General features: G+C 62.4%; 15 protein-coding genes. All 15 read left to right on the forward strand.

Annotated elements, in window-relative coordinates:
• The first annotated feature begins 23 nt into the window (after positions 1-23).
• On the forward strand, positions 24-1,529 hold the full coding sequence (locus HMPREF3120_RS03665; protein ID WP_070450872.1) for a UDP-N-acetylmuramoyl-L-alanyl-D-glutamate--2,6-diaminopimelate ligase: 1,506 nt from the start codon (positions 24-26) through the stop codon (positions 1,527-1,529).
• Positions 1,526-3,046 (forward strand): UDP-N-acetylmuramoyl-tripeptide--D-alanyl-D-alanine ligase, encoded by a 1,521-nt coding sequence (gene murF / locus HMPREF3120_RS03670; RefSeq protein WP_070450873.1) that lies wholly within the window; start codon positions 1,526-1,528, stop codon positions 3,044-3,046. The genes HMPREF3120_RS03665 and murF overlap by 4 nt, the downstream gene beginning before the upstream one ends.
• Positions 3,047-3,085: 39 nt before the next feature.
• Positions 3,086-4,192 carry a phospho-N-acetylmuramoyl-pentapeptide-transferase gene (gene mraY, locus HMPREF3120_RS03675; protein ID WP_070450875.1) on the forward strand — a complete coding sequence of 369 codons (1,107 nt, stop codon included), beginning with the start codon at positions 3,086-3,088 and terminating at the stop codon, positions 4,190-4,192.
• Positions 4,189-5,583 (forward strand): UDP-N-acetylmuramoyl-L-alanine--D-glutamate ligase, encoded by a 1,395-nt coding sequence (murD, locus tag HMPREF3120_RS03680; protein WP_246815407.1) that lies wholly within the window; start codon positions 4,189-4,191, stop codon positions 5,581-5,583. Before mraY ends, murD begins: the two co-directional genes overlap by 4 nt.
• A 43-nt stretch (positions 5,584-5,626) precedes the next feature.
• Positions 5,627-7,021, forward strand: a complete 1,395-nt coding sequence (locus HMPREF3120_RS03685; RefSeq protein ID WP_070450878.1) for an FtsW/RodA/SpoVE family cell cycle protein — start codon at positions 5,627-5,629, stop codon at positions 7,019-7,021.
• A 12-nt stretch (positions 7,022-7,033) separates the two neighbouring features.
• Positions 7,034-8,110 carry a UDP-N-acetylglucosamine--N-acetylmuramyl-(pentapeptide) pyrophosphoryl-undecaprenol N-acetylglucosamine transferase gene (locus HMPREF3120_RS03690; RefSeq protein ID WP_070450879.1) on the forward strand — a complete coding sequence of 359 codons (1,077 nt, stop codon included), beginning with the start codon at positions 7,034-7,036 and terminating at the stop codon, positions 8,108-8,110.
• The gene (gene murC, locus HMPREF3120_RS03695) at positions 8,110-9,531 is read left to right on the forward strand and encodes a UDP-N-acetylmuramate--L-alanine ligase (RefSeq protein WP_070450882.1); all 1,422 of its coding nucleotides are present in this window, start codon (positions 8,110-8,112) and stop codon (positions 9,529-9,531) included. The genes HMPREF3120_RS03690 and murC overlap by 1 nt, the downstream gene beginning before the upstream one ends.
• Before the next feature lie 17 nt (positions 9,532-9,548).
• Entirely contained in the window at positions 9,549-10,226 is a 678-nt protein-coding gene (locus tag HMPREF3120_RS03700; protein WP_070422196.1) for a cell division protein FtsQ/DivIB, read from the forward strand.
• 132 nt (positions 10,227-10,358) lie between these two features.
• Positions 10,359-11,573 carry a cell division protein FtsZ gene (ftsZ, locus tag HMPREF3120_RS03705; protein ID WP_070450884.1) on the forward strand — a complete coding sequence of 405 codons (1,215 nt, stop codon included), beginning with the start codon at positions 10,359-10,361 and terminating at the stop codon, positions 11,571-11,573.
• Between the two features lie 14 nt (positions 11,574-11,587).
• Positions 11,588-12,313 carry a peptidoglycan editing factor PgeF gene (pgeF, locus tag HMPREF3120_RS03710; RefSeq protein ID WP_070450887.1) on the forward strand — a complete coding sequence of 242 codons (726 nt, stop codon included), beginning with the start codon at positions 11,588-11,590 and terminating at the stop codon, positions 12,311-12,313.
• Positions 12,306-12,992, forward strand: a complete 687-nt coding sequence (locus tag HMPREF3120_RS03715; RefSeq protein WP_070450888.1) for a YggS family pyridoxal phosphate-dependent enzyme — start codon at positions 12,306-12,308, stop codon at positions 12,990-12,992. Before pgeF ends, HMPREF3120_RS03715 begins: the two co-directional genes overlap by 8 nt.
• Before the next feature lie 35 nt (positions 12,993-13,027).
• A complete protein-coding gene (locus tag HMPREF3120_RS03720; protein ID WP_070450890.1) occupies positions 13,028-13,510 on the forward strand; it encodes a cell division protein SepF in 483 nt (160 codons plus the stop codon).
• Positions 13,511-13,532: 22 nt separating this feature from the next.
• Positions 13,533-13,841, forward strand: a complete 309-nt coding sequence (locus HMPREF3120_RS03725; RefSeq protein WP_070450893.1) for a YggT family protein — start codon at positions 13,533-13,535, stop codon at positions 13,839-13,841.
• A 131-nt stretch (positions 13,842-13,972) separates the two neighbouring features.
• Positions 13,973-14,932 carry a DivIVA domain-containing protein gene (locus HMPREF3120_RS03730; RefSeq protein ID WP_070450894.1) on the forward strand — a complete coding sequence of 320 codons (960 nt, stop codon included), beginning with the start codon at positions 13,973-13,975 and terminating at the stop codon, positions 14,930-14,932.
• Positions 14,933-15,150: 218 nt separating this feature from the next.
• The gene (gene ileS, locus HMPREF3120_RS03735) at positions 15,151-18,315 is read left to right on the forward strand and encodes an isoleucine--tRNA ligase (protein WP_070450896.1); all 3,165 of its coding nucleotides are present in this window, start codon (positions 15,151-15,153) and stop codon (positions 18,313-18,315) included.
• Positions 18,316-18,367 lie beyond the last annotated feature (52 nt).

The raw sequence follows: 18,367 nt of genomic DNA on the forward strand, positions 1-18,367 counted from the left end.
GGCCCTGAAAGGAAGGAATTATCATGTCCTCAGCGCCCACGCTGACATCCCTCGCTGAGATTGCGGGGGCACGCATCGTCAATGCGCCGCAGGCACCGTTTGAGGTGTCGTTTATTGGTCTTGATTCCCAAAACGTGGAGCCCGGTGGCTTGTTTGCTGCGCTGCCTGGCACGCGGGTGCATGGCGCGTCGTACGCGTTCGATTCGGCCGCAGGTGCGATTCTGACTGACGAAGAAGGTCTTGCGATCATCCAGCAGACGTCGGATCGCCGGCCGGTGTTGGTCGTCGATAATGTGCGCGCGATTCTTGGCCATGTTGCCGCGGAGGTGTACGGGCATCCGTCGAAGGATTTCACACTGCTGGGCGTGACTGGCACGTCGGGCAAGACCACCACGACGTACATGCTGGAGCGTGGACTGACACAGGCTGGTTGCAAGGTCGGCCTGATTGGTACGACGGGCACGAAGATCATGGGCCGCGATGTGGCCACCGAGTTGACCACGCCTGAGGCGCCGACGTTGCAGGCACTGTTTGCCCGTATGCGCGACGAGGGCGTTACGCATGTGGTGATGGAGGTGTCCTCCCACGCGCTCATGCTTGGGCGCGTCACGGGTGCCCAGTTCGACGTCGCTGGTTTTACCAATCTGTCGCAGGATCACCTTGATTTCCACCCGACGATGGAGGACTACTTCGAGGCGAAAGCCTTGTTCTTTGACCCGTCGAGCGACCTCCACGCGAAGCGCAGCGTGATCTGTGTCGACGATTCTTGGGGTCAGAAGATGGCCGCGCGCGCGGAGCACCCGGTGACGGTGGCAACCCGTGGTGAGCATGCAGATGTCACTGCGGAGCTATTGCGTATCGACGACACCGGAACCCAGCACATTCGACTTCACACTCCAGAGCGTCAGGTGGAGTTTGCTCTGCCGATGCCGGGTGCGTTTAACGTCGCCAATGCCGCCCTTGCCACCACGCTTGCGGCGCAGGTTGGTGTCGATGTAGCAGCGTTTGTCGCAGGCCTAGAGCAGGCGGCGGTGCCGGGGCGCATGGAGCGAATTGATGAAGGCCAGGATTTTGTAGCTGTTGTGGATTACGCCCACAAGCCGGCCGCTGTCGCAGCAGTGCTTCAGACGCTGCGTGGACAGGTCGATGGCCGGATTGGTGTGGCGATCGGCGCTGGTGGTGACAGAGATTCCTCGAAACGCCCGCTCATGGGAGCGGAAGCAGCGAAGGGCGCAGACTTTGTTGTGGTGACTGATGACAACCCGCGCACCGAAGACCCGGCAGCGATCCGCGCAGCGGTGCTGCAAGGCGCACGCGACGCAGAAACGGCAGACGAGATCATCGAGGCAGGCTCCCGCGCGAGGGCGATCGACGCGCTCGTCGAGTGGGCAAAGCCCGGCGATGCCATCATTGTCGTGGGTAAAGGCCACGAGGTTGGACAGATCATCGGCGACACCAAGCACCATTTTGATGACCGCGAAGAGATGCGGCGCGCACTTCGCGCCCGCCGAGAGAAGAGGAACGCATGATTGCACTGACGCTTCGCCAGATCGCGGAGATCACCGGAGGACACTTGAGCCCGGAGGCTGATCCGGACAACTCGGTGACCGGGTTTGTGGAGTTCGATTCCCGCAAGATCGGTCCAGGGGGGTTGTTTGTCGCGTTTCCGGGCGCGAACGTGGATGGCCACGATTTTGTGGGTAAGGCGGCTGCGGCGGGTGCCACGGCGTCGTTGACCACGAGGGAGGTCGGTCGGCCGGCTGTGGTCGTCGAGAAGCGACCGCCCAGTGCCGACGACAACTCGGACCTGGCGGTCAACGATCCAACTGGCTCCGCAGCAGGCGTTGTGGATGGGATGTCAAAGTTGGCCACCTATGTGGCCCGCGAACTGACGGAGAACCACGGGTTGCGGATCATCGGCGTGACTGGTTCTGCCGGCAAGACCTCGACGAAGGACCTGATCGCGGCGGTCCTGCAGCGTGCGGGCGAGACGGTGGCTCCTCCGGGGTCGTTTAATAACGAGATCGGCCACCCGTACACGGTGCTGCGCTGCACGGAGGAGACGAAGTTCCTGGTCGCGGAGATGTCGGCGCGCGGTATCGGGCATATTGCGCATTTGGCCACGATTGCACCACCGCAGATCGGTGTGGTGCTTAACGTGGGTTCGGCGCACCTGGGGGAGTTCGGCTCCCGCGAGAACATCGCGCAGGCCAAGGGCGAACTCGTTGAGGCGCTGCCTGCCGATGGCATCGCGGTGCTCAACGCCGACGACGACCTGGTCAACGCGATGGCTCCGCGGACGAAGGCACGCGTGGTGCGCTTTTCCGCCAACGGCAATACGGCAGCGGATTACTACGCCACCGATGTGGAACTGGATGCGGTGGCGCGTGCGTCGTTTATCATGCACACCCCGAAGGGTGATCCGCAGCGCGTAACTCTCAACGTGTTCGGTGCCCACCAGGTGGGCAATGCGCTGGCTGCAGCTGCAGTCGGCATTGAATCGGGCATGGATGCCGCAACTGTCGCGCAGGCGTTGTCTGATGCGCACTCCGTGTCGGTCAACCGCATGGACGTCAACACCCGCGCCGATGGCGTGACCGTGATCAACGATGCCTACAACGCCAACCCTGAATCGATGCGGGCTGCCATTGCCGCGTTGGGTTACACCGCCGCGGCGCGCCCAGGTGTGCGCTCTCTTGCGGTGCTGGGGGAGATGGGCGAACTTGGCGCCGGTGCGGAACACGAGCACGCGGCGCTTGCCGATGAGTTGGCGCGCTACAGCGTCACCGACCTCATCACTGTCGGGAATAATGCGTCGATGGAAGCGCTGGCCGAGCGTGCTGAGCAATTCGGCATCCGCACCAGCAGCGTCGCCGATGCTGCCGAAGCCAGCGAGGTAGTGCGCGAACTGTTGGCTATGCCGCCAGCGGGTATCGACGACTGGCAGTCGCGCACCGACCGCGATGTCGTGCTGGTAAAAGCATCAAACGTTGCGCGACTGTGGGCAGTGGCCGAGGCGCTACTGCAAGGGCATACGCTTAGATAGTTCAACATGAATAACGAAACAGCAGCGAGGTAACACTTCATGGTTCAAGTCATTTGCGCCGGGATTCTTAGTTTCCTGGTCTCGATTTTTGTGACCCCGCTGCTCATTAGATATTTCCATCGCCGCGAGATGGGGCAGGAGATCCGCGAGGACGGCCCGAAGTCGCACGCCCGCAAGCGTGGCACGCCAACAATGGGCGGCATCGCTATTTTGTTAGCAATCGCGCTTGGCTACGTCGGCGGCAGTCTCTCAGCGTTGGCTACGGGCCACACGGCGTTTACTGCCTCGGGCCTGATCGTGCTGGGGCTTACGCTGTCGCTCGGCCTCGTAGGTTTTGCCGATGATGGCATTAAGTTGTTCATGCACCGCAACCTTGGCCTCAATAAGACAGCGAAGCTTGTGGCGCAGTTTGTCATTTCGATCGCCTTCGGGCTGCTTATCTTGCAGTTCCCGGACGAGAACGGTCTGACACCTGGCTCGACGTTCTTGTCGTTCGTGCGCGACATCGACACGATCAACCTCGCCATCGGCGGGGGTGTGGTGGGCACCATCATCTTCCTGGTGTTCATCTACATCCTGCTGGCCGCGTGGTCGAATGCAGTGAACCTGACTGACGGTCTCGACGGGTTGGCCGCTGGTACGACGGCACTTGTGATGGCTGCCTACTCGGGCATTACGTTCTGGCAGTTCCGTAACTCTTGTGACGCTGTCGCGACCGCTGGCTGTTACTCGGTGCGCGACCCGTTGGACCTGGCTATCCTCGCGGCGGCCGGTTTTGGCGCCTGCGTGGGTTTCCTGTGGTGGAACGCCGCACCCGCGAAGATCTTTATGGGGGATACTGGCTCGCTGGCACTCGGTGGCCTTGTTGCGGGCCTGTCGGTTGCTTCGCGCACCGAGTTGCTGATGGTTGTCATCGGCGCGTTGTTCGTCCTGGAGGCCGCCTCCGTGGTGATTCAGGTTGCGTCCTTCAAGACCACCGGCAAGCGTGTGTTCCGCATGGCGCCGTTCCACCACCACTTTGAAAACGGCGGCTGGCCAGAGACTGCCGTAGTGGTGCGTTTCTGGATCATCTCCGGGATGTCGGTCATGCTTGGCCTCGCCGCGTTTTATGGTGAGTGGCTCTCGCTGAACGGAGCGGGCCTGTGACGCTGCCAGATCATGTTTTAGTCGCCGGTGCTGGTGTTTCTGGTCTCGGCGCAGCGCACTTGCTGACGAAGGCGGGTGCGAATTGCACGGTTGTCGACGACAACCCGGATGGGCGCGCAGCCGCTACCGCAAAAGGCTTCGCGGTGTGTTCCAGCGCTGAAGCGCGCGAGCGCTTCGCTGACACTGGCCTTGTGGTCACCTCGCCCGGGTGGCGACCTGATACGCCGTTGCTTGTCGACGCCACCGCCGCCGGCATCGACGTCATCGGCGATGTTGAACTGTGCTTCCGCCTTGACCGCGCCGGCGTGTTTGGCGCACCGCGGACGTGGCTCGTCGTCACGGGCACCAACGGCAAAACCACGACTACGGGCATGCTGGCGGCGATGATGACCGAAGTCGGCGCCGACTCCGGCCGTATCGCACGTGCCTGCGGCAACATCGGCACCGCGGTCGGAGAGGTGCTGCTTCTCGACGAACACGTCGATGTCCTCGTTGCCGAACTGTCCAGCTTCCAGCTGCACTGGTCCTCCGAGCTCGTGCCGGATGCTGGCGTGCTGCTGAACCTGGCTGAAGACCACATTGACTGGCACGGCTCGTTTGCGGAATACGCCGCGTCGAAGGCGAAGGTATTGCAAGCAACGCATGCGGTTGCAGGTATCGACGATGCGGAGGTTCGTCGTTTAGCTGAGCAGACTGGTCGCGACGACATCATCGGGTTCACACTTCAAGAGCCTGGCGACAACCAGGTCGGTGTTTCGGGCGGCAGGATCGTGGCCAAACTCGGCGGCGAAACTATCGACGTTGCAAGTGCCGACGGCATCGAGCCCGCCGGAGCCGCCGGTCTGCTTGACGCACTCGCGGCCGCTGCGGTGGCGTTGACCCAGGGGGCGAAGCCGCATCACATCCAGCGGGCGCTGGAGAAGTACCGCGTGGCCGGTCACCGTGGGGCGGTGGTGCACTCCGGCGGCGGTGTGGATTGGGTGGATAACTCCAAGGCCACGAACCCGCACGCGGCGGATTCTGCGCTCACCGGTGCGGGCACGGTGGTGTGGGTTGCGGGAGGACAGCTCAAAGGCGCTGCCGTCGACGGTGTCGTCAAAGCACACGCTGATCAGTTCCGCGCCGTTGCTCTGCTCGGTGTGGATCGTGAGCTCATCCGCGCGTCTGTCAACGCGGCCGCCCCGGACGTTCCGGTGTTTGTCTCTGACTCCACGGATCCGGAACAAGCCATGGATGAGGTTGTTGCGTGGGCGGCGACCCAGGCGCAGCCGGGCGATACGGTGCTGTTGGCGCCGGCGGCTGCGAGCTTGGATATGTTTTCGGGTATGTCAGCGCGTGGCGACGCCTTCGCAGCGGCAGCGATGCGACACTGGAGCCCGGATAACAAGTAAGCTCAACTTCACGTTGAGACTTCTCGAATGAAAGGGCAGCTGCATGGCGGTGCAACAGGGGACAACGCGGCGTGCCCCGCGATCGACCGAGCCAACCTCAAAATTGGCACTTAAGGTGCGCAAATTCGAGGAGTTTCTGGATTCCCGGCCGCTCATCGACTACACCATGATCCGCAGCATTGTCCTGGTGCTTGCAGGTCTTGGTGTGGTGATGGTGATGTCGTCGTCAATGGCGACGTCGTTCGCAGATTCCGAGAGCGTCTGGGGCGTGGCCATCCGCCAAACCGTCATGGTCATCGGTGGCCTGATCGCGTTTTGGGTGGCGCTGAAAACGCCGCCTGAGCGGCTGCGCAGCTTCTCCGCTGTCCTGATGGCCGCTTCCGTTATTTTGCTGATCTTGGTGCTCACGCCCTTGGGCACCGGCCGCGAAGAGGTAGGTTCCCAGTCGTGGATTGTGCTGGGCCCGCTGCGCCTGCAGCCATCGGAGGTGGCCCGTGTGGCTATCGCGATGTGGGGCGCGAAGGTGCTCGAACACAGAAATCCGCAACGTTTGTTCCAGGCCAACAACGGTTTCCTCGCGTTCTTTATCGTGGCTGCAATCTGTGTCGCGCTGATTGCCGCACAGGGCGACATGGGTATGGCTTTGTCGTTCGCGGTTGTGGTCGCCTTCATCCTGATCTTCGCGGGTGTGCCAAAGAAGGCAATCGTTTACCTGGGAATTGGTGGCGCGTTCTCACTGATTGTGGCGTTCTTGTCCGGAGGTTTCCGCTCTGCGCGTTTCCACGTGTACTTCGACGCACTGCGCGGCCACTTCGATGACACGCAAGGTATTGCGTTCCAGTCCCACCAAGGCTTTTTGTCGCTCGCAGACGGTCACATTTTCGGTGTCGGTCTTGGCCAGTCCCGCGCGAAGTGGTTCTACCTGCCTGAGGCACGCAACGACTTTATTTTCGCGATCATCGGCGAAGAGCTCGGCTTGTGGGGCGGCACCTTGGTTATTTCCCTGTTCGCCTTGCTCGGCTTTTTCGGTTTCCGTACCGCTCGGCGTGCGCAGTCGCAGTACCAGACGCTGATGGCGGCGGCGCTGACGGCAGCGGTTGTTTCGCAGGCGTTTGTCAACATCGGCTACGTCATCGGTCTGCTGCCGGTGACCGGCATTCAGCTGCCGATGCTCTCTGCTGGCGGTACCTCGGCTGTGATCACCCTGGGGGCGATGGGTGTGTTGGCAAACGTGGCTCGCCACGAGCCGGATGCGATTTCCGCGATGCAGAACTACGGCCGCCCAGTGTTCGACCGCATGCTTGGCGTCCAGGAGCCCCGTCCGATCACACAGCAACGCCAGCCTCGCCAGCACCCACGTGAGCAGGTACAGCGCAATCACCGCCCGACGGCGCCGGTGCGTCAAGCCACTGGTGGGCCGCGCCGCGTGCGTAGATAGCAGGAGGATTACATGAGTGAACTCAACGTCGTCTTGGCAGGCGGCGGCACCGCAGGCCATATTGAGCCAGCGCTTGCCGTGGGGGAGGTGTTGCGCGATCAGTTTGGCGCGAACGTCGTTGCGTTAGGCACCGAGCGTGGTTTGGAAACCACAATCGTTCCCGCCCGCGGGTTCGAGCTGGCGTTGATTGACCCGGTTCCCATCCCGCGCAAGAAGCCGTGGAAGCTGGCCACGGTGCCGGCGAAGTTGCTTCGTTCCGTGAATCAGGCGAAGCAAGCGATGAAATCTTCGGGTGCTCAGGTGGTGCTCGGTACCGGAGGGTATGTGTCGGCGCCGGCATACTTGGCGGCGAAGTCGCTGCGGCTGCCGTTTTTCGTGCTGGAAACAAACGCGCTTGCGGGGATGGCGAACAAGCTTGGGGTCAAGCTCGGTGGCGTTGGCCTGAATGCGGTGGCGAACTCGGGGATGGCCGGCGACGTCGTCGGCATTCCGGTGCGTCCCGGTGTCGGGGTCGACCCGGATGGGGCAAAGCGTGAGCGTGGCCTACGCACGTGGGGGCTGGATCCGGAGAAGACGACTGTCCTCGTCACTGGTGGTTCCCAGGGTGCGGTGAGCATCAACACGGCGCTCGCCGATGCAGTGGAGCGCATCACCGCTGCCGGCCACCAGGTGCTGCACGCCTACGGGCGCAAGAACGACGCACCTGCACCCCACGATGGCTATACGGCTGTGCCGTACATCGACGACATGGAGGCGGCCTATGCGGTCGCAGATGTGGTGGTGTGCCGCTCGGGGGCGATGACGGTTGCGGAGAACTCTGCGGCCGGTGTGCCTGCGATTTACATCCCGCTGCCGCACGGTAACGGTGAGCAGGGGTTGAACTCTGCACACTTGGTGGCCACAGGGGCGGCATTGCGTATCGACGACGCGGAGCTGACCGGCGACGTACTCGTCGAGAAGCTGCTGCCTTTGTTGAATAACGACGACGTGCGCGCCGAGATGCGCCACGCTATTGCTCAATCCGGTGCCGGCAATGTTGCCGAGGACCTCGCGCGCCGCATTGCTGATGCGGCTGGAAAGGAAAACTGATGACGGATCTCTCACGCGTGCACCTCATTGGCATCGGCGGTGCTGGCATGTCGGGCGTGGCGCATATCTTGTTGGACCGAGGCGCAACCGTGACTGGCTCTGACGCGAAGGACTCTCGTCCGGTTCGCGCACTGAAGGCCAAGGGCGCGAAGGTGGCGCTTGGCCACGACGAGGCCCACCTGGAGCTCTCTGGTGAGCTTCCCACCGCGGTGGTGACGAGCTTTGCTGCTATCCCGCAGGACAACCCCGAACTCGTCCGCGCCAAGCGGGAGGGTGTTCCGCTGCTGCGCCGCTCGGACCTGCTGGCCGAGTTGATGGAGGGCCGTACTCAGCTGTTGCTCGCTGGCACGCACGGCAAGACTTCGACGACGTCGATGGCGGTCGTGGCGTTGCAAGCAGCAGGGAAAGACCCGTCGTTCGCGATCGGCGGGCAACTCAACCGTGCTGGCACGAACGCTCATCACGGCCAGGGCGAGGTTTTTGTCGCGGAGGCCGACGAGTCGGACGCGTCGCTGTTGCGTTACTCCCCAGATGTCGCCGTGATTACGAACATTGAGCCGGATCACCTGGACTTCTACGGCACGCGTGAGGCGTATTTCAAGGTGTTCGATGATTTTGCGGACATTGCGAAGAACATCGTGGTGTGCCTAGATGACGAACACGCCGCAGCTTGCGGTGAGCGCGCAATCGAGCGTGGTCTGACGGTTTACGGATACGGCACTGAAGAAGCCGCAAAGCGCCACCCGAGCATGCCGGCAGCGGCGGTGATTACCGAAGAGCGTCAGGAAGGTGAGCACACCGCCGTCGGGGTGCGTCTGCGCACGCCTGATGTCTCCGGCGAGGTCACCTACAGTTTGGCCATCCCGGGCCGCCACATGGTGCTTAACTCTGCAGCGGCCTTGCTTGGCGGGGTGCTGGTCGGAGCGAATCCGGAGAAGCTTGCCCAGGGGCTCAGCGAGTTCACTGGCGTGCGCCGTCGCTTCGAGTACAAGGGCAGCGTCGGCGAGACCCGCGTATACGACGACTACGCCCACCACCCGACCGAGGTGGAGGCGGTGCTTACCGCGGCCCGCGACAAAGTGGAAGCAGAAGGCAACGGTGCGCGTGTGGTCGTGTGCTTCCAGCCACACCTGTACTCGCGCACCCAGGAGTTCTCCAGCGAGTTTGCTAAGGCATTGTCGCTGGCAGACGAGTGCGTGCTGTTAGATATCTACGGTGCCCGTGAAACCCCGGTTGAGGGTGTGACCTCGCGCATTATTAGCGACGAAATGACCATCCCGGTGCACCTTGAACCGGACTTCTCTGCTGCTCCTGCAACCGTTGCGTCCGTGACCGAGCCGGGTGACTTGGTGCTCACGATGGGGGCGGGCAGTGTGACCATGCTGGCAGACGAGATCCTGGATGCGTTGGCGGGCAAGTAATGTCCACGAAAGTTCCCATGCCTGACTCAACTGAGGAGCAGCCGAAGCACCGGAAGATCCCGTACGGTGCGATCGCAGCAACGGTGGCCATTGTTGTGGCTGTGTGCGCGGCCGTGCCGTTCACGCCGCTGATGAGCGTGAACGATATTGCCGTCGAGGGGTCCGTGAACCTGCCCGAGGAGGAAGTACGCAACCTCACCGGGATTGATTACGGCACGCCGATAGGCAAGGTGAAGCCGCGCCGAGCCGCCGAGAATGTTGCCGCAAACCCCTGGGTGGATTCCGCAACAGTGTCGCGCGCGTGGCCGAACGGTGTCAGTGTGGAGATCACAGAGCATGATCCGGTGGCGTGGGTGGACATTGATGGCCAGCCGCACCTGATCGACCGGGAGGGCCGCGATTTCATCGTTGCGGCGCCGCCCGCAGGCGCTGTGGAGATCCAGGGGGTGGCCCAGGAGCGGTTTGCGCAGGCGGTGGAGGTGGCGTCGTCGATTAGCGATGTTGCCCGGCCTCGCGTCCGCGCGCTCAAAGCCAACGGTGACTACACCTACACGCTCGTGCTTGACGACGACCGCGTAGTCCAGTGGGGAGCTGCAACCGACAATGCGAATAAGGCGCTGGCGCTCGAAACCGTGCTCCAGTTGGAAGGCCACGAGTTCAATATTTCTAACCCCGAGTTGGTGACCTCGCGCTAAAACCCCAGGTCACAACCCTAAAGTACAGGTTTAGGGTTGTGACACGCCGGGGGAGAACACAAAAAATGCTTCGCTTTCAAACATGATGGGACGCAACTGAACACCCGAGTTTTGAAAGGCGAGACTTACGCTATGACTTCTCCCGCCAACTACCTCGCCATGATCCGCGTCGTCGGTGTCGGCGGGGGCGGCGTCAACGCTGTGAACCGAATGATTGAGGAGGGGTTGAAGGGCGTCGAATTCGTCGCCATCAACACTGACTCGCAGGCGCTGCTGTTTACCGATGCCGACACCAAGCTCGACATTGGTCGAGAAGCCACCCGTGGGCTGGGCGCAGGCGCGAACCCCGAGGTTGGCCGCACTTCCGCCGAGGACCACAAGCAGGAGATTGAGGAGTCCCTGAAGGGCTCCGACATGGTCTTCGTTACCGCAGGCGAAGGCGGCGGCACCGGTACTGGTGCGGCCCCGGTCGTCGCAGGTATTGCAAAGAAGATGGGCGCACTGACTATTGGTGTTGTGACCCGCCCGTTCACCTTTGAGGGCAAGCGCCGTACCCGCCAGGCGCTGGCTGGCATTGAGAACCTGAAGGAAGTTTGCGACACCGTCATCGTGATCCCGAACGACCGCCTCCTGCAGCTAGGAGACGCGGAGCTCTCCATGATGGAAGCGTTCCGCGCGGCTGACGAGGTGCTCTACAACGGTGTTCAGGGTATTACCAATCTGATCACCATCCCGGGCATGATCAACGTCGACTTTGCGGACGTGCGCTCCGTTATGGCTGACGCTGGCTCCGCGCTCATGGGCGTCGGCTCTGCGCGCGGCGAGAACCGTGTGATGACCGCGACCGAGCAGGCCATCAACTCCCCGCTGCTGGAGACCACCATGGAGGGCGCCAAGGGCGTGCTCATCTCCGTTGCTGGTGGCTCCGACCTCGGCCTGATGGAAGTTAACAACGCTGCTTCCATCGTGGAGGAGAAGGCCGACGACGATGCGAACATCATCTTCGGCACGATTATCGACGACAACCTGGGCGACGAGGTCCGAGTGACCATCATCGCCACCGGCTTCGACGAGAAGGCCAACGCCCGCCCTGCCGAGGACGCCCCGCAGGCAAGCGTCGTCGCTCCAGCCGAGGAGCTCGAGTCCCAGCCGGAGAAGCCGGCCGAGCCACGCACTGAGACCCGGACCGAGACCCGCACCGAGCAGCCGTCGGAGAGCTACCAGGCTCGTCACCGCTACGAGCCAAACCGTGGCCTGTTTACGGACCGTGAGGACTCCCGTCCGCGCCGCGACGAGGAGTTCGGCGGCGGCTTCGACGACTTGGATGTGCCTGATTTCATGCGCTAGTTAGACTGGCTGGCATGCCAGATCTTTCCAACCGCCCCGTCCGCATGGTGTTTACATCCCGTGCTGGCGGGGTTTCGCGTTCTCCGTACGATGCGTTCAACCTGGGAACGCATGTTGGCGACGACCCAGCCGACGTCGCCGCGAACCGTCAGCGTCTCGCCGACATCTTGGGCCTTCCCGCCAAGCGTTTCGTGTGGATGGAACAACTCCACACCAACACCGTCACCGTGGTCGACGGGCCTGCGGATGAGCCGGTTGCGGCCACTGACGCGATCGTGACTCGCGAGAAAAACCTCGCACTGTGCGTGCTGGTTGCGGACTGCACCCCCGTGCTGCTGTCCGACCACAGCGCAGGTGTGATCGCCGCAGCCCACGCGGGCCGTATGGGAGCGCGCAACGGCATTGTGCGCCGCACCGTCGAGGAGATGGTGGCGCTTGGCGCAGCCCCGGAGCGTATCCAGGTGCTGCTCGGGCCGGCGGCGGCAGGTGAGTCCTATGAGGTGCCTGCCGAGATGGCTGCGGACGTCGAAAAGCATTTGCCCGGCTCGCGCACAACCACCAAGCAGGGGACCGCGGGCATCGACGTCCGTGCCGGGCTTGTGCACCAACTGATGAGCATGGGCGTGACCCACATCGACGCAGATCCGCGCGATACCATCACCGATACCGATTTCTTCTCTCATCGCCGCGAGGGCGTCACCGGACGTCAAGCCGGCGTGATTTGGATGCCAGATGCATAACCTCGAAAAAGTAACCCAGCAGATTCACGACGCCGAGCGCGCCGCCGGCCGCCCGGAAGGCAGCGTGCAACTCTTGCCCGTGACCAAATTCCACCCCGTTGAGCGCATTATTGAACTCGCCGAGGCAGGCATCACCCTCGTCGGTGAGAACCGCGAGCAGGAGGCCCGCGCGAAGGCTGAAGCTCTGGATGGGCGGTGCCAGATCGCCATGATCGGCCAGATCCAGTCCAAGAAAGCTAACGCCGTCGCGCGTTGGGCGGCTCAGGTCCACTCGCTCGACTCGGTCAAACTCGCCCACGGCCTTGACCGTGGCATGGCGCTTGCCCTCGAGCGCGGCGACCGCACCACGGACACCCTGCCGTGCCTGATCCAGCTTTCCGACGACGGCGATACCGCCCGTGGCGGCGCCTCCTACGACGACGTGCCGGAAATCATCGAGGCAGTCGAAAATTCCGAGCATCTTCGCCTCGACGGTTTCATGGTCGTGCCCCCGCTGGACTCCGACCCCGAGACGGTGTTCCGCAGGGCACGTGCGCTTGTCGACGACACCTCCGCCCACCTCGGCCGCGACCTCATCTTGTCGGCCGGTATGAGCGGGGACTTTGAGACAGCAATCGCGTGCGGATCCGATCTCGTGCGTGTCGGAACAGCGCTGCTTGGGCCCCGCCCCGTAGGCTGACCTTCATCGCAAAACCACCCCCAAGGAGCCCCACTATGTCCTTCTTTGGCAGCGCAAAAGAATTCTTCGGCCTCGGTCCGATCGAGAACAACGAGGACGACGCCTACTTTGAGGATTCGCGCTACTCCGAGACGTCTTCGGCAACTGGTGCGAGCGCATACGACCGTGCTGAGCGTCCGTCGCGTTATGAGCGTGACCCCCGCGAGGTGTCGTCGACACGCGCCAGCTACCGTCCGACCCCGCGCATCGTCAACGTGTCTCCGCGTAATTACAACGATGCCAAGGAGATCGGCGAGCCGTTCCGCGATGGCGACGCAGTGGTTATGGATCTGACCGACCTGGATACCGCCGACGCGAAGCGCATCGTCGACTTTGCTGCTGGCCTGTGCTTCGGCCTGCGCGGCAGCATGCACAACCTGTCCCGTGGTGAGGACACTCGCAAGCGCCTGTTTGCCATCGTCCCGGAAAACGCCAACGTGGACAAAGATGCGCTGAAGCGCTCTGCAGGCCTGCGCTAGCGAACCTGTAGGGTGTGAACGCGTGGCACTTATCGGAGCAATTCTCTACGCCGTCATCGGCATCTACTCGCTATTTGTCGTCGTGCGCATCATCATTGAGATGATTCAGGCCTTCTCGAAGCACTTCGACCCGCCACACTGGTTCATCATGGTGGCGGAACCACTGTTCAAGATCACCGACCCTCCAGTGTTTGCATTGCGCAAGCTCATCCCCCCGTTGAGGTTGAACGGGGGAGTAGGGCTCGATGTGAGCGTGATCGTGCTTTTCCTGGCACTTTCCCTGCTCCAGATGGTTATCCGGGCGACGATGATCGTTCCGGCACTGCATTAGCGCGCTGTCATGTGCGTTGTGTAGACGAAACAGTTACAATTCAGCAGACAAATTAAGTACGTTCCCGTAACGTGGGGCGCATTCGCGACCCGCAGACGCGGGTCCGTTACAAGAACATGAAGGGAACGCAAATGCCGTTGACGCCAGCTGACGTGCACAATGTCGCTTTCAGCAAGCCCCCGATTGGCAAGCGGGGCTACAACGAGGACGAAGTTGATCAGTTCCTCGACCTGGTTGAAGACGCGCTTGCACAGCTCCAGGATGAAAACGAAGAGCTCCGCGCACGACTCGAAGAGGGTGGCGCTGGCGTAGCGGCACCGGCAGCAGCCGGTTCTTCCGCAGACGAGGCTGCAATCCGCCGCGAGGTGGAGCAGAAGATCCGCGCTGACTACGAGGCACAGCTGCGTTCCGCGAAGGAAGCCAAGGACAAGGCTGAGGCTGAGGCTAAGGCTGCCAAGGAAGATGCGGCAGCAGCCCGCAAGCAGGCTGAGGAAGCTCGCGCACAGGCTGCGAAGCGTCCGGCTGAAGGCGTGTCCAAGGCGGTCAACACCGCCCCGCAGAAGGCAGAGCCTTCCCAGGATTCGCACATCCAGGCTGCCAAGGTGCTCGGCCTTGCACAGGAGATGGCAGACCGTCTGACCAGCGATGCCCAGGCAGAGGCAACCTCCATGCTGGCAGACGCACGCAGCGCTGCAGAGCGTGAGGTGGCCGAGGCTGAGGCGAAGTCCAAGAAGCAACTGCAGGACGCTCAGACCCGCTCCCAGTCTCAGCTGCAGGAGGCGGAGACTCGCGCCAAGCTGCTCGTCGCCGAGGCCCAGAAGAAGGCCGAGGAGACCACTGGCGAGGCCGCTTCCCGCGCCGAGGCCCAGATCCGCCAGGCGGAGGAGAAGGCCAACAAGCTCAAGGCAGACGCAGAGCGCAAGCACACCGAGATTATGAACACGGTGAAGCAGCAGCAGACTGCGCTGGAGAACCGCATTGCGGAGCTGCGCACCTTCGAGCGCGAGTACCGTACTCGCCTGAAGACGCTGCTTGAGTCCCAGCTCGAGGAACTCGAGGCCCGCTCAACTACGGCGCCGAACGAGAAGTAAAACCTCAACGCCCGGGAGTGCTACACTTCCGGGCGTAACGCTTTGATCCGGCTATCACCGGGGAGCATTCCGGAAGAACGGCATTACGCTTATTAGAACCGGACGTTAAATGGGAAGACGTCACTTCCTTCACCACAAATGAAGTGGGGGCTTTCGCCCCAAGCAGGGTGGTACCGCGCAGCACATGCGTCCCTGCAGATTGTGTGTGGAGGAGTGTCATGGTTGGCAACGTCTACCCCAAGGTCGATATGACCGGAGGCAGCGACAAGTTTCCCGAGATGGAACGCGCTGTGCTCGACTACTGGAACAAGGATGAAACGTTCCAGGCATCGCTTGAGCAGCGTGAAGGCAGCGAAGAATACGTGTTCAATGACGGCCCGCCGTTTGCTAACGGTCTGCCTCACTACGGCCACCTGCTGACGGGCTACGTCAAGGACATCGTTCCGCGCTACCGCACGATGACCGGCTTCCACGTGCCGCGTGTGTTCGGCTGGGACTGCCACGGTCTGCCTGCGGAGCTTGAGGCAGAAAAGCAGCTCGGCATCACTGACAAAGCCCAGATCCATGACATGGGTCTGGAGAAATTCAACGAGTACTGCGCCAAGTCCGTCATGCACTATGCCGGCGAGTGGGAAGAGTACGTCACCCGCCAGGCTCGTTGGGTCGATTTTGAGAACGGCTACAAGACCATGGACCCGGAGTACATGGAATCTGTCATGTGGGCGTTCAAGGAGCTCTACGACAAGGGCTTGATCTACCAGGGCTTCCGTGTGCTGCCGTACTCCTGGGCAGAGCACACGCCGTTGTCCAACCAGGAGACGCGTCTCGACGATTCCTACCGCGACCGCCAGGACCCTACCGTCACCGTCACCATGCCGTTCACCGGCGGGCGCGCCGGCTACGCTGCGGAGAAGACGTGGGCTGAGCACCCTGAACTGCACGATGCGGCTGCGATCGCCTGGACCACCACGCCGTGGACGCTGCCGTCGAACTTGGCGTTGGCGGTTCACCCGGAGGTTGAATACTCGTTGGTGAAGCCGGGGGATGAGGGTGTCGTCGATACGCCATTGCTCTTGGCGACGAACCTGCTCGGCGCATACGCGAAGGAACTCGGCGAGTACGAGGTCATCTCCACGTTCACCGGCGCCCAGCTCGAGGGCCTGGAGTACGAGCCGGTCTTTGACTACTTCCGCGACCACGAGAACGCGTTCATGGTGCTCAACGCGGACTACGTCACCACCGAGGACGGCACCGGTGTCGTCCACCAGGCGCCCGCCTTCGGTGAAGACGATATGTTCACCTGCCAGGACTACGGCATCGATTTGGTCATCCCCGTCGACGCCGACGGCAAGTTCACCTCGCTGGTTCCGGACTACGAAGGCAAGTTGGTCTTCGACGCGAACCGCGACATCATCCGCGACCTGCGCGCCAAGGGCCGTGTCGTGCGTGACCAGACCATCGTCCACTCTTACCCGCACTCCTGGCGCTCCGGCGAGCCACTGATCTACATGGCGCTGCCGGCTTGGTTTGTGAAGGTCACGGACATCCGCGACCGCATGGTCGAGCTCAACCAGGAGATCGACTGGATCCCGTCGCACATCCGCGATGGCCAGTTTGGCAAGTGGCTCGAAGGCGCTCGCGATTGGAACATTTCGCGTACCCGCTACTGGGGCTCCCCGGTGCCGGCGTGGGTATCCGATAACCCGGAGTACCCGCGCGTGGATGTCTACGGTTCCCTCGATGAGCTCGAGCGTGACTTCGGTGAGCGCCCCAAGTCGCTGCACCGTCCGCACATTGATGAACTGGTGCGTCCGAACCCGGACGACCCGACCGGTAAGTCCATGATGCGCCGCGTGCCGGACGTGCTCGACTGCTGGTTCGAATCCGGCTCTATGCCGTTTGCGCAGTACCACTACCCGTTTGAGAACCGCGAGGAGCACGACGCTCGCCAGCCGGCTGACTTCATCGTCGAGTACTCGGGCCAGACCCGTGGCTGGTTCTACGTCCAGCACGTGCTGTCTACCGCGCTGTTCGACCGTGTGGCGTACAAGAAGGTCGTCGCCCACGGCATCGTGCTTGGTTCCGACGGCCAGAAGATGTCCAAGTCCAAGGGCAACTACCCGAACGTCAACGAGGTTTTCGACCGCGACGGTTCCGACGCGATGCGTTGGTTCCTGATGTCTTCGCCGATCCTGCGTGGTGGCAACCTGATCGTCACTGAGCAGGGCATCCGCGAGGGCGTGCGCCAGGCGCTGCTGCCGATCTGGAACGCGTACACCTTCCTGCAGCTGTACTCCTCTGAGGACGCTCAGTGGTCGGTGGATTCCGACAACGTGCTCGACCGTTACATCCTGGCCAAGACCCACGACTTGGTGGAGGCCGTGGGCGAGGCTCTCGACGACACGCGCATCGCCGATGCTTGCGATGAGGTGCGTCGCTTCGCGGACACCCTGACCAACTGGTACGTGCGTCGCTCCCGCGACCGTTTCTGGGAAGGCCAGGAGGCCCACCCGGAGGCGTTCAATACGCTTTACACGGTGCTTGAAGTCGTGACCCGTACCGTCGCGCCGTTGCTGCCGTACATCTCTGAGGTGATCTGGCGTGGCCTGACCGGTGGCCGTTCCGTGCACCTGACTGACTTCCCGAAGACAGACAACCTGCCGGCGGATGCTGACCTGGTCGCTGCGATGGATGCGACGCGTGCGGTGTGTTCGGCGGCGTCGTCGGTACGCAAGGCGAACAAGCTGCGTAACCGTCTTCCACTGCCGAAGCTCACTGTTGCTCTGCCAGAGGCTGATCTACTTGAGCCGTTCCGCTCCACCATTCGCGACGAAGTGAACGTCAAGGACGTTGAGCTCACCGCGGATGTGGACTCGGCTGGTTCGTTCGAGGTCGTCGTTAATGCGAAGATTGCTGGTCCGAAGCTGGGCAAGGATGTCCAGCGCGCGATCAAGAACGTCAAGGCTGGCAACTATGAGCGTCGTGGCGACGACGTGGTGGTCGACGGAGACATCGTGCTGACTCCGGAGCTCTACACCGAGCGTCTCGTCGCCGAGAACCCGGAGAGCACTGCGCGTGTCGACGCCGACGCCGCCGTCGGCCTCGTCGTCCTGGACACCAACGTCACTGAGGAACTCGAGGCTGAAGGCTGGGCCGCCGATGTCATCCGTGGCCTGCAGGATGCGCGCAAGCGTGAGGGCCTTGAGGTCTCCGATCGCATTGCGGTTGTGCTTGCGGTGCCGGCTGAGAAGGAGGAGTGGGCTCGTCGTCACGCAGAGCACATCGCCGCTGAAACGTTGGCAACCTCCTTCGATGTGGTCACCGAACCAGTCGAAGGCCATGATGTTGTCGACGGTGTGACCGCCACCGTTCGCAAGAATTAGGCGCTGACGGACTATGCCGCTGCATAGTGGATCCTGACCCGGACCACTATGC

This window comes from Corynebacterium sp. HMSC11D10 (genome assembly GCF_001806995.1).
GTDB lineage: Bacteria > Actinomycetota > Actinomycetes > Mycobacteriales > Mycobacteriaceae > Corynebacterium > Corynebacterium coyleae.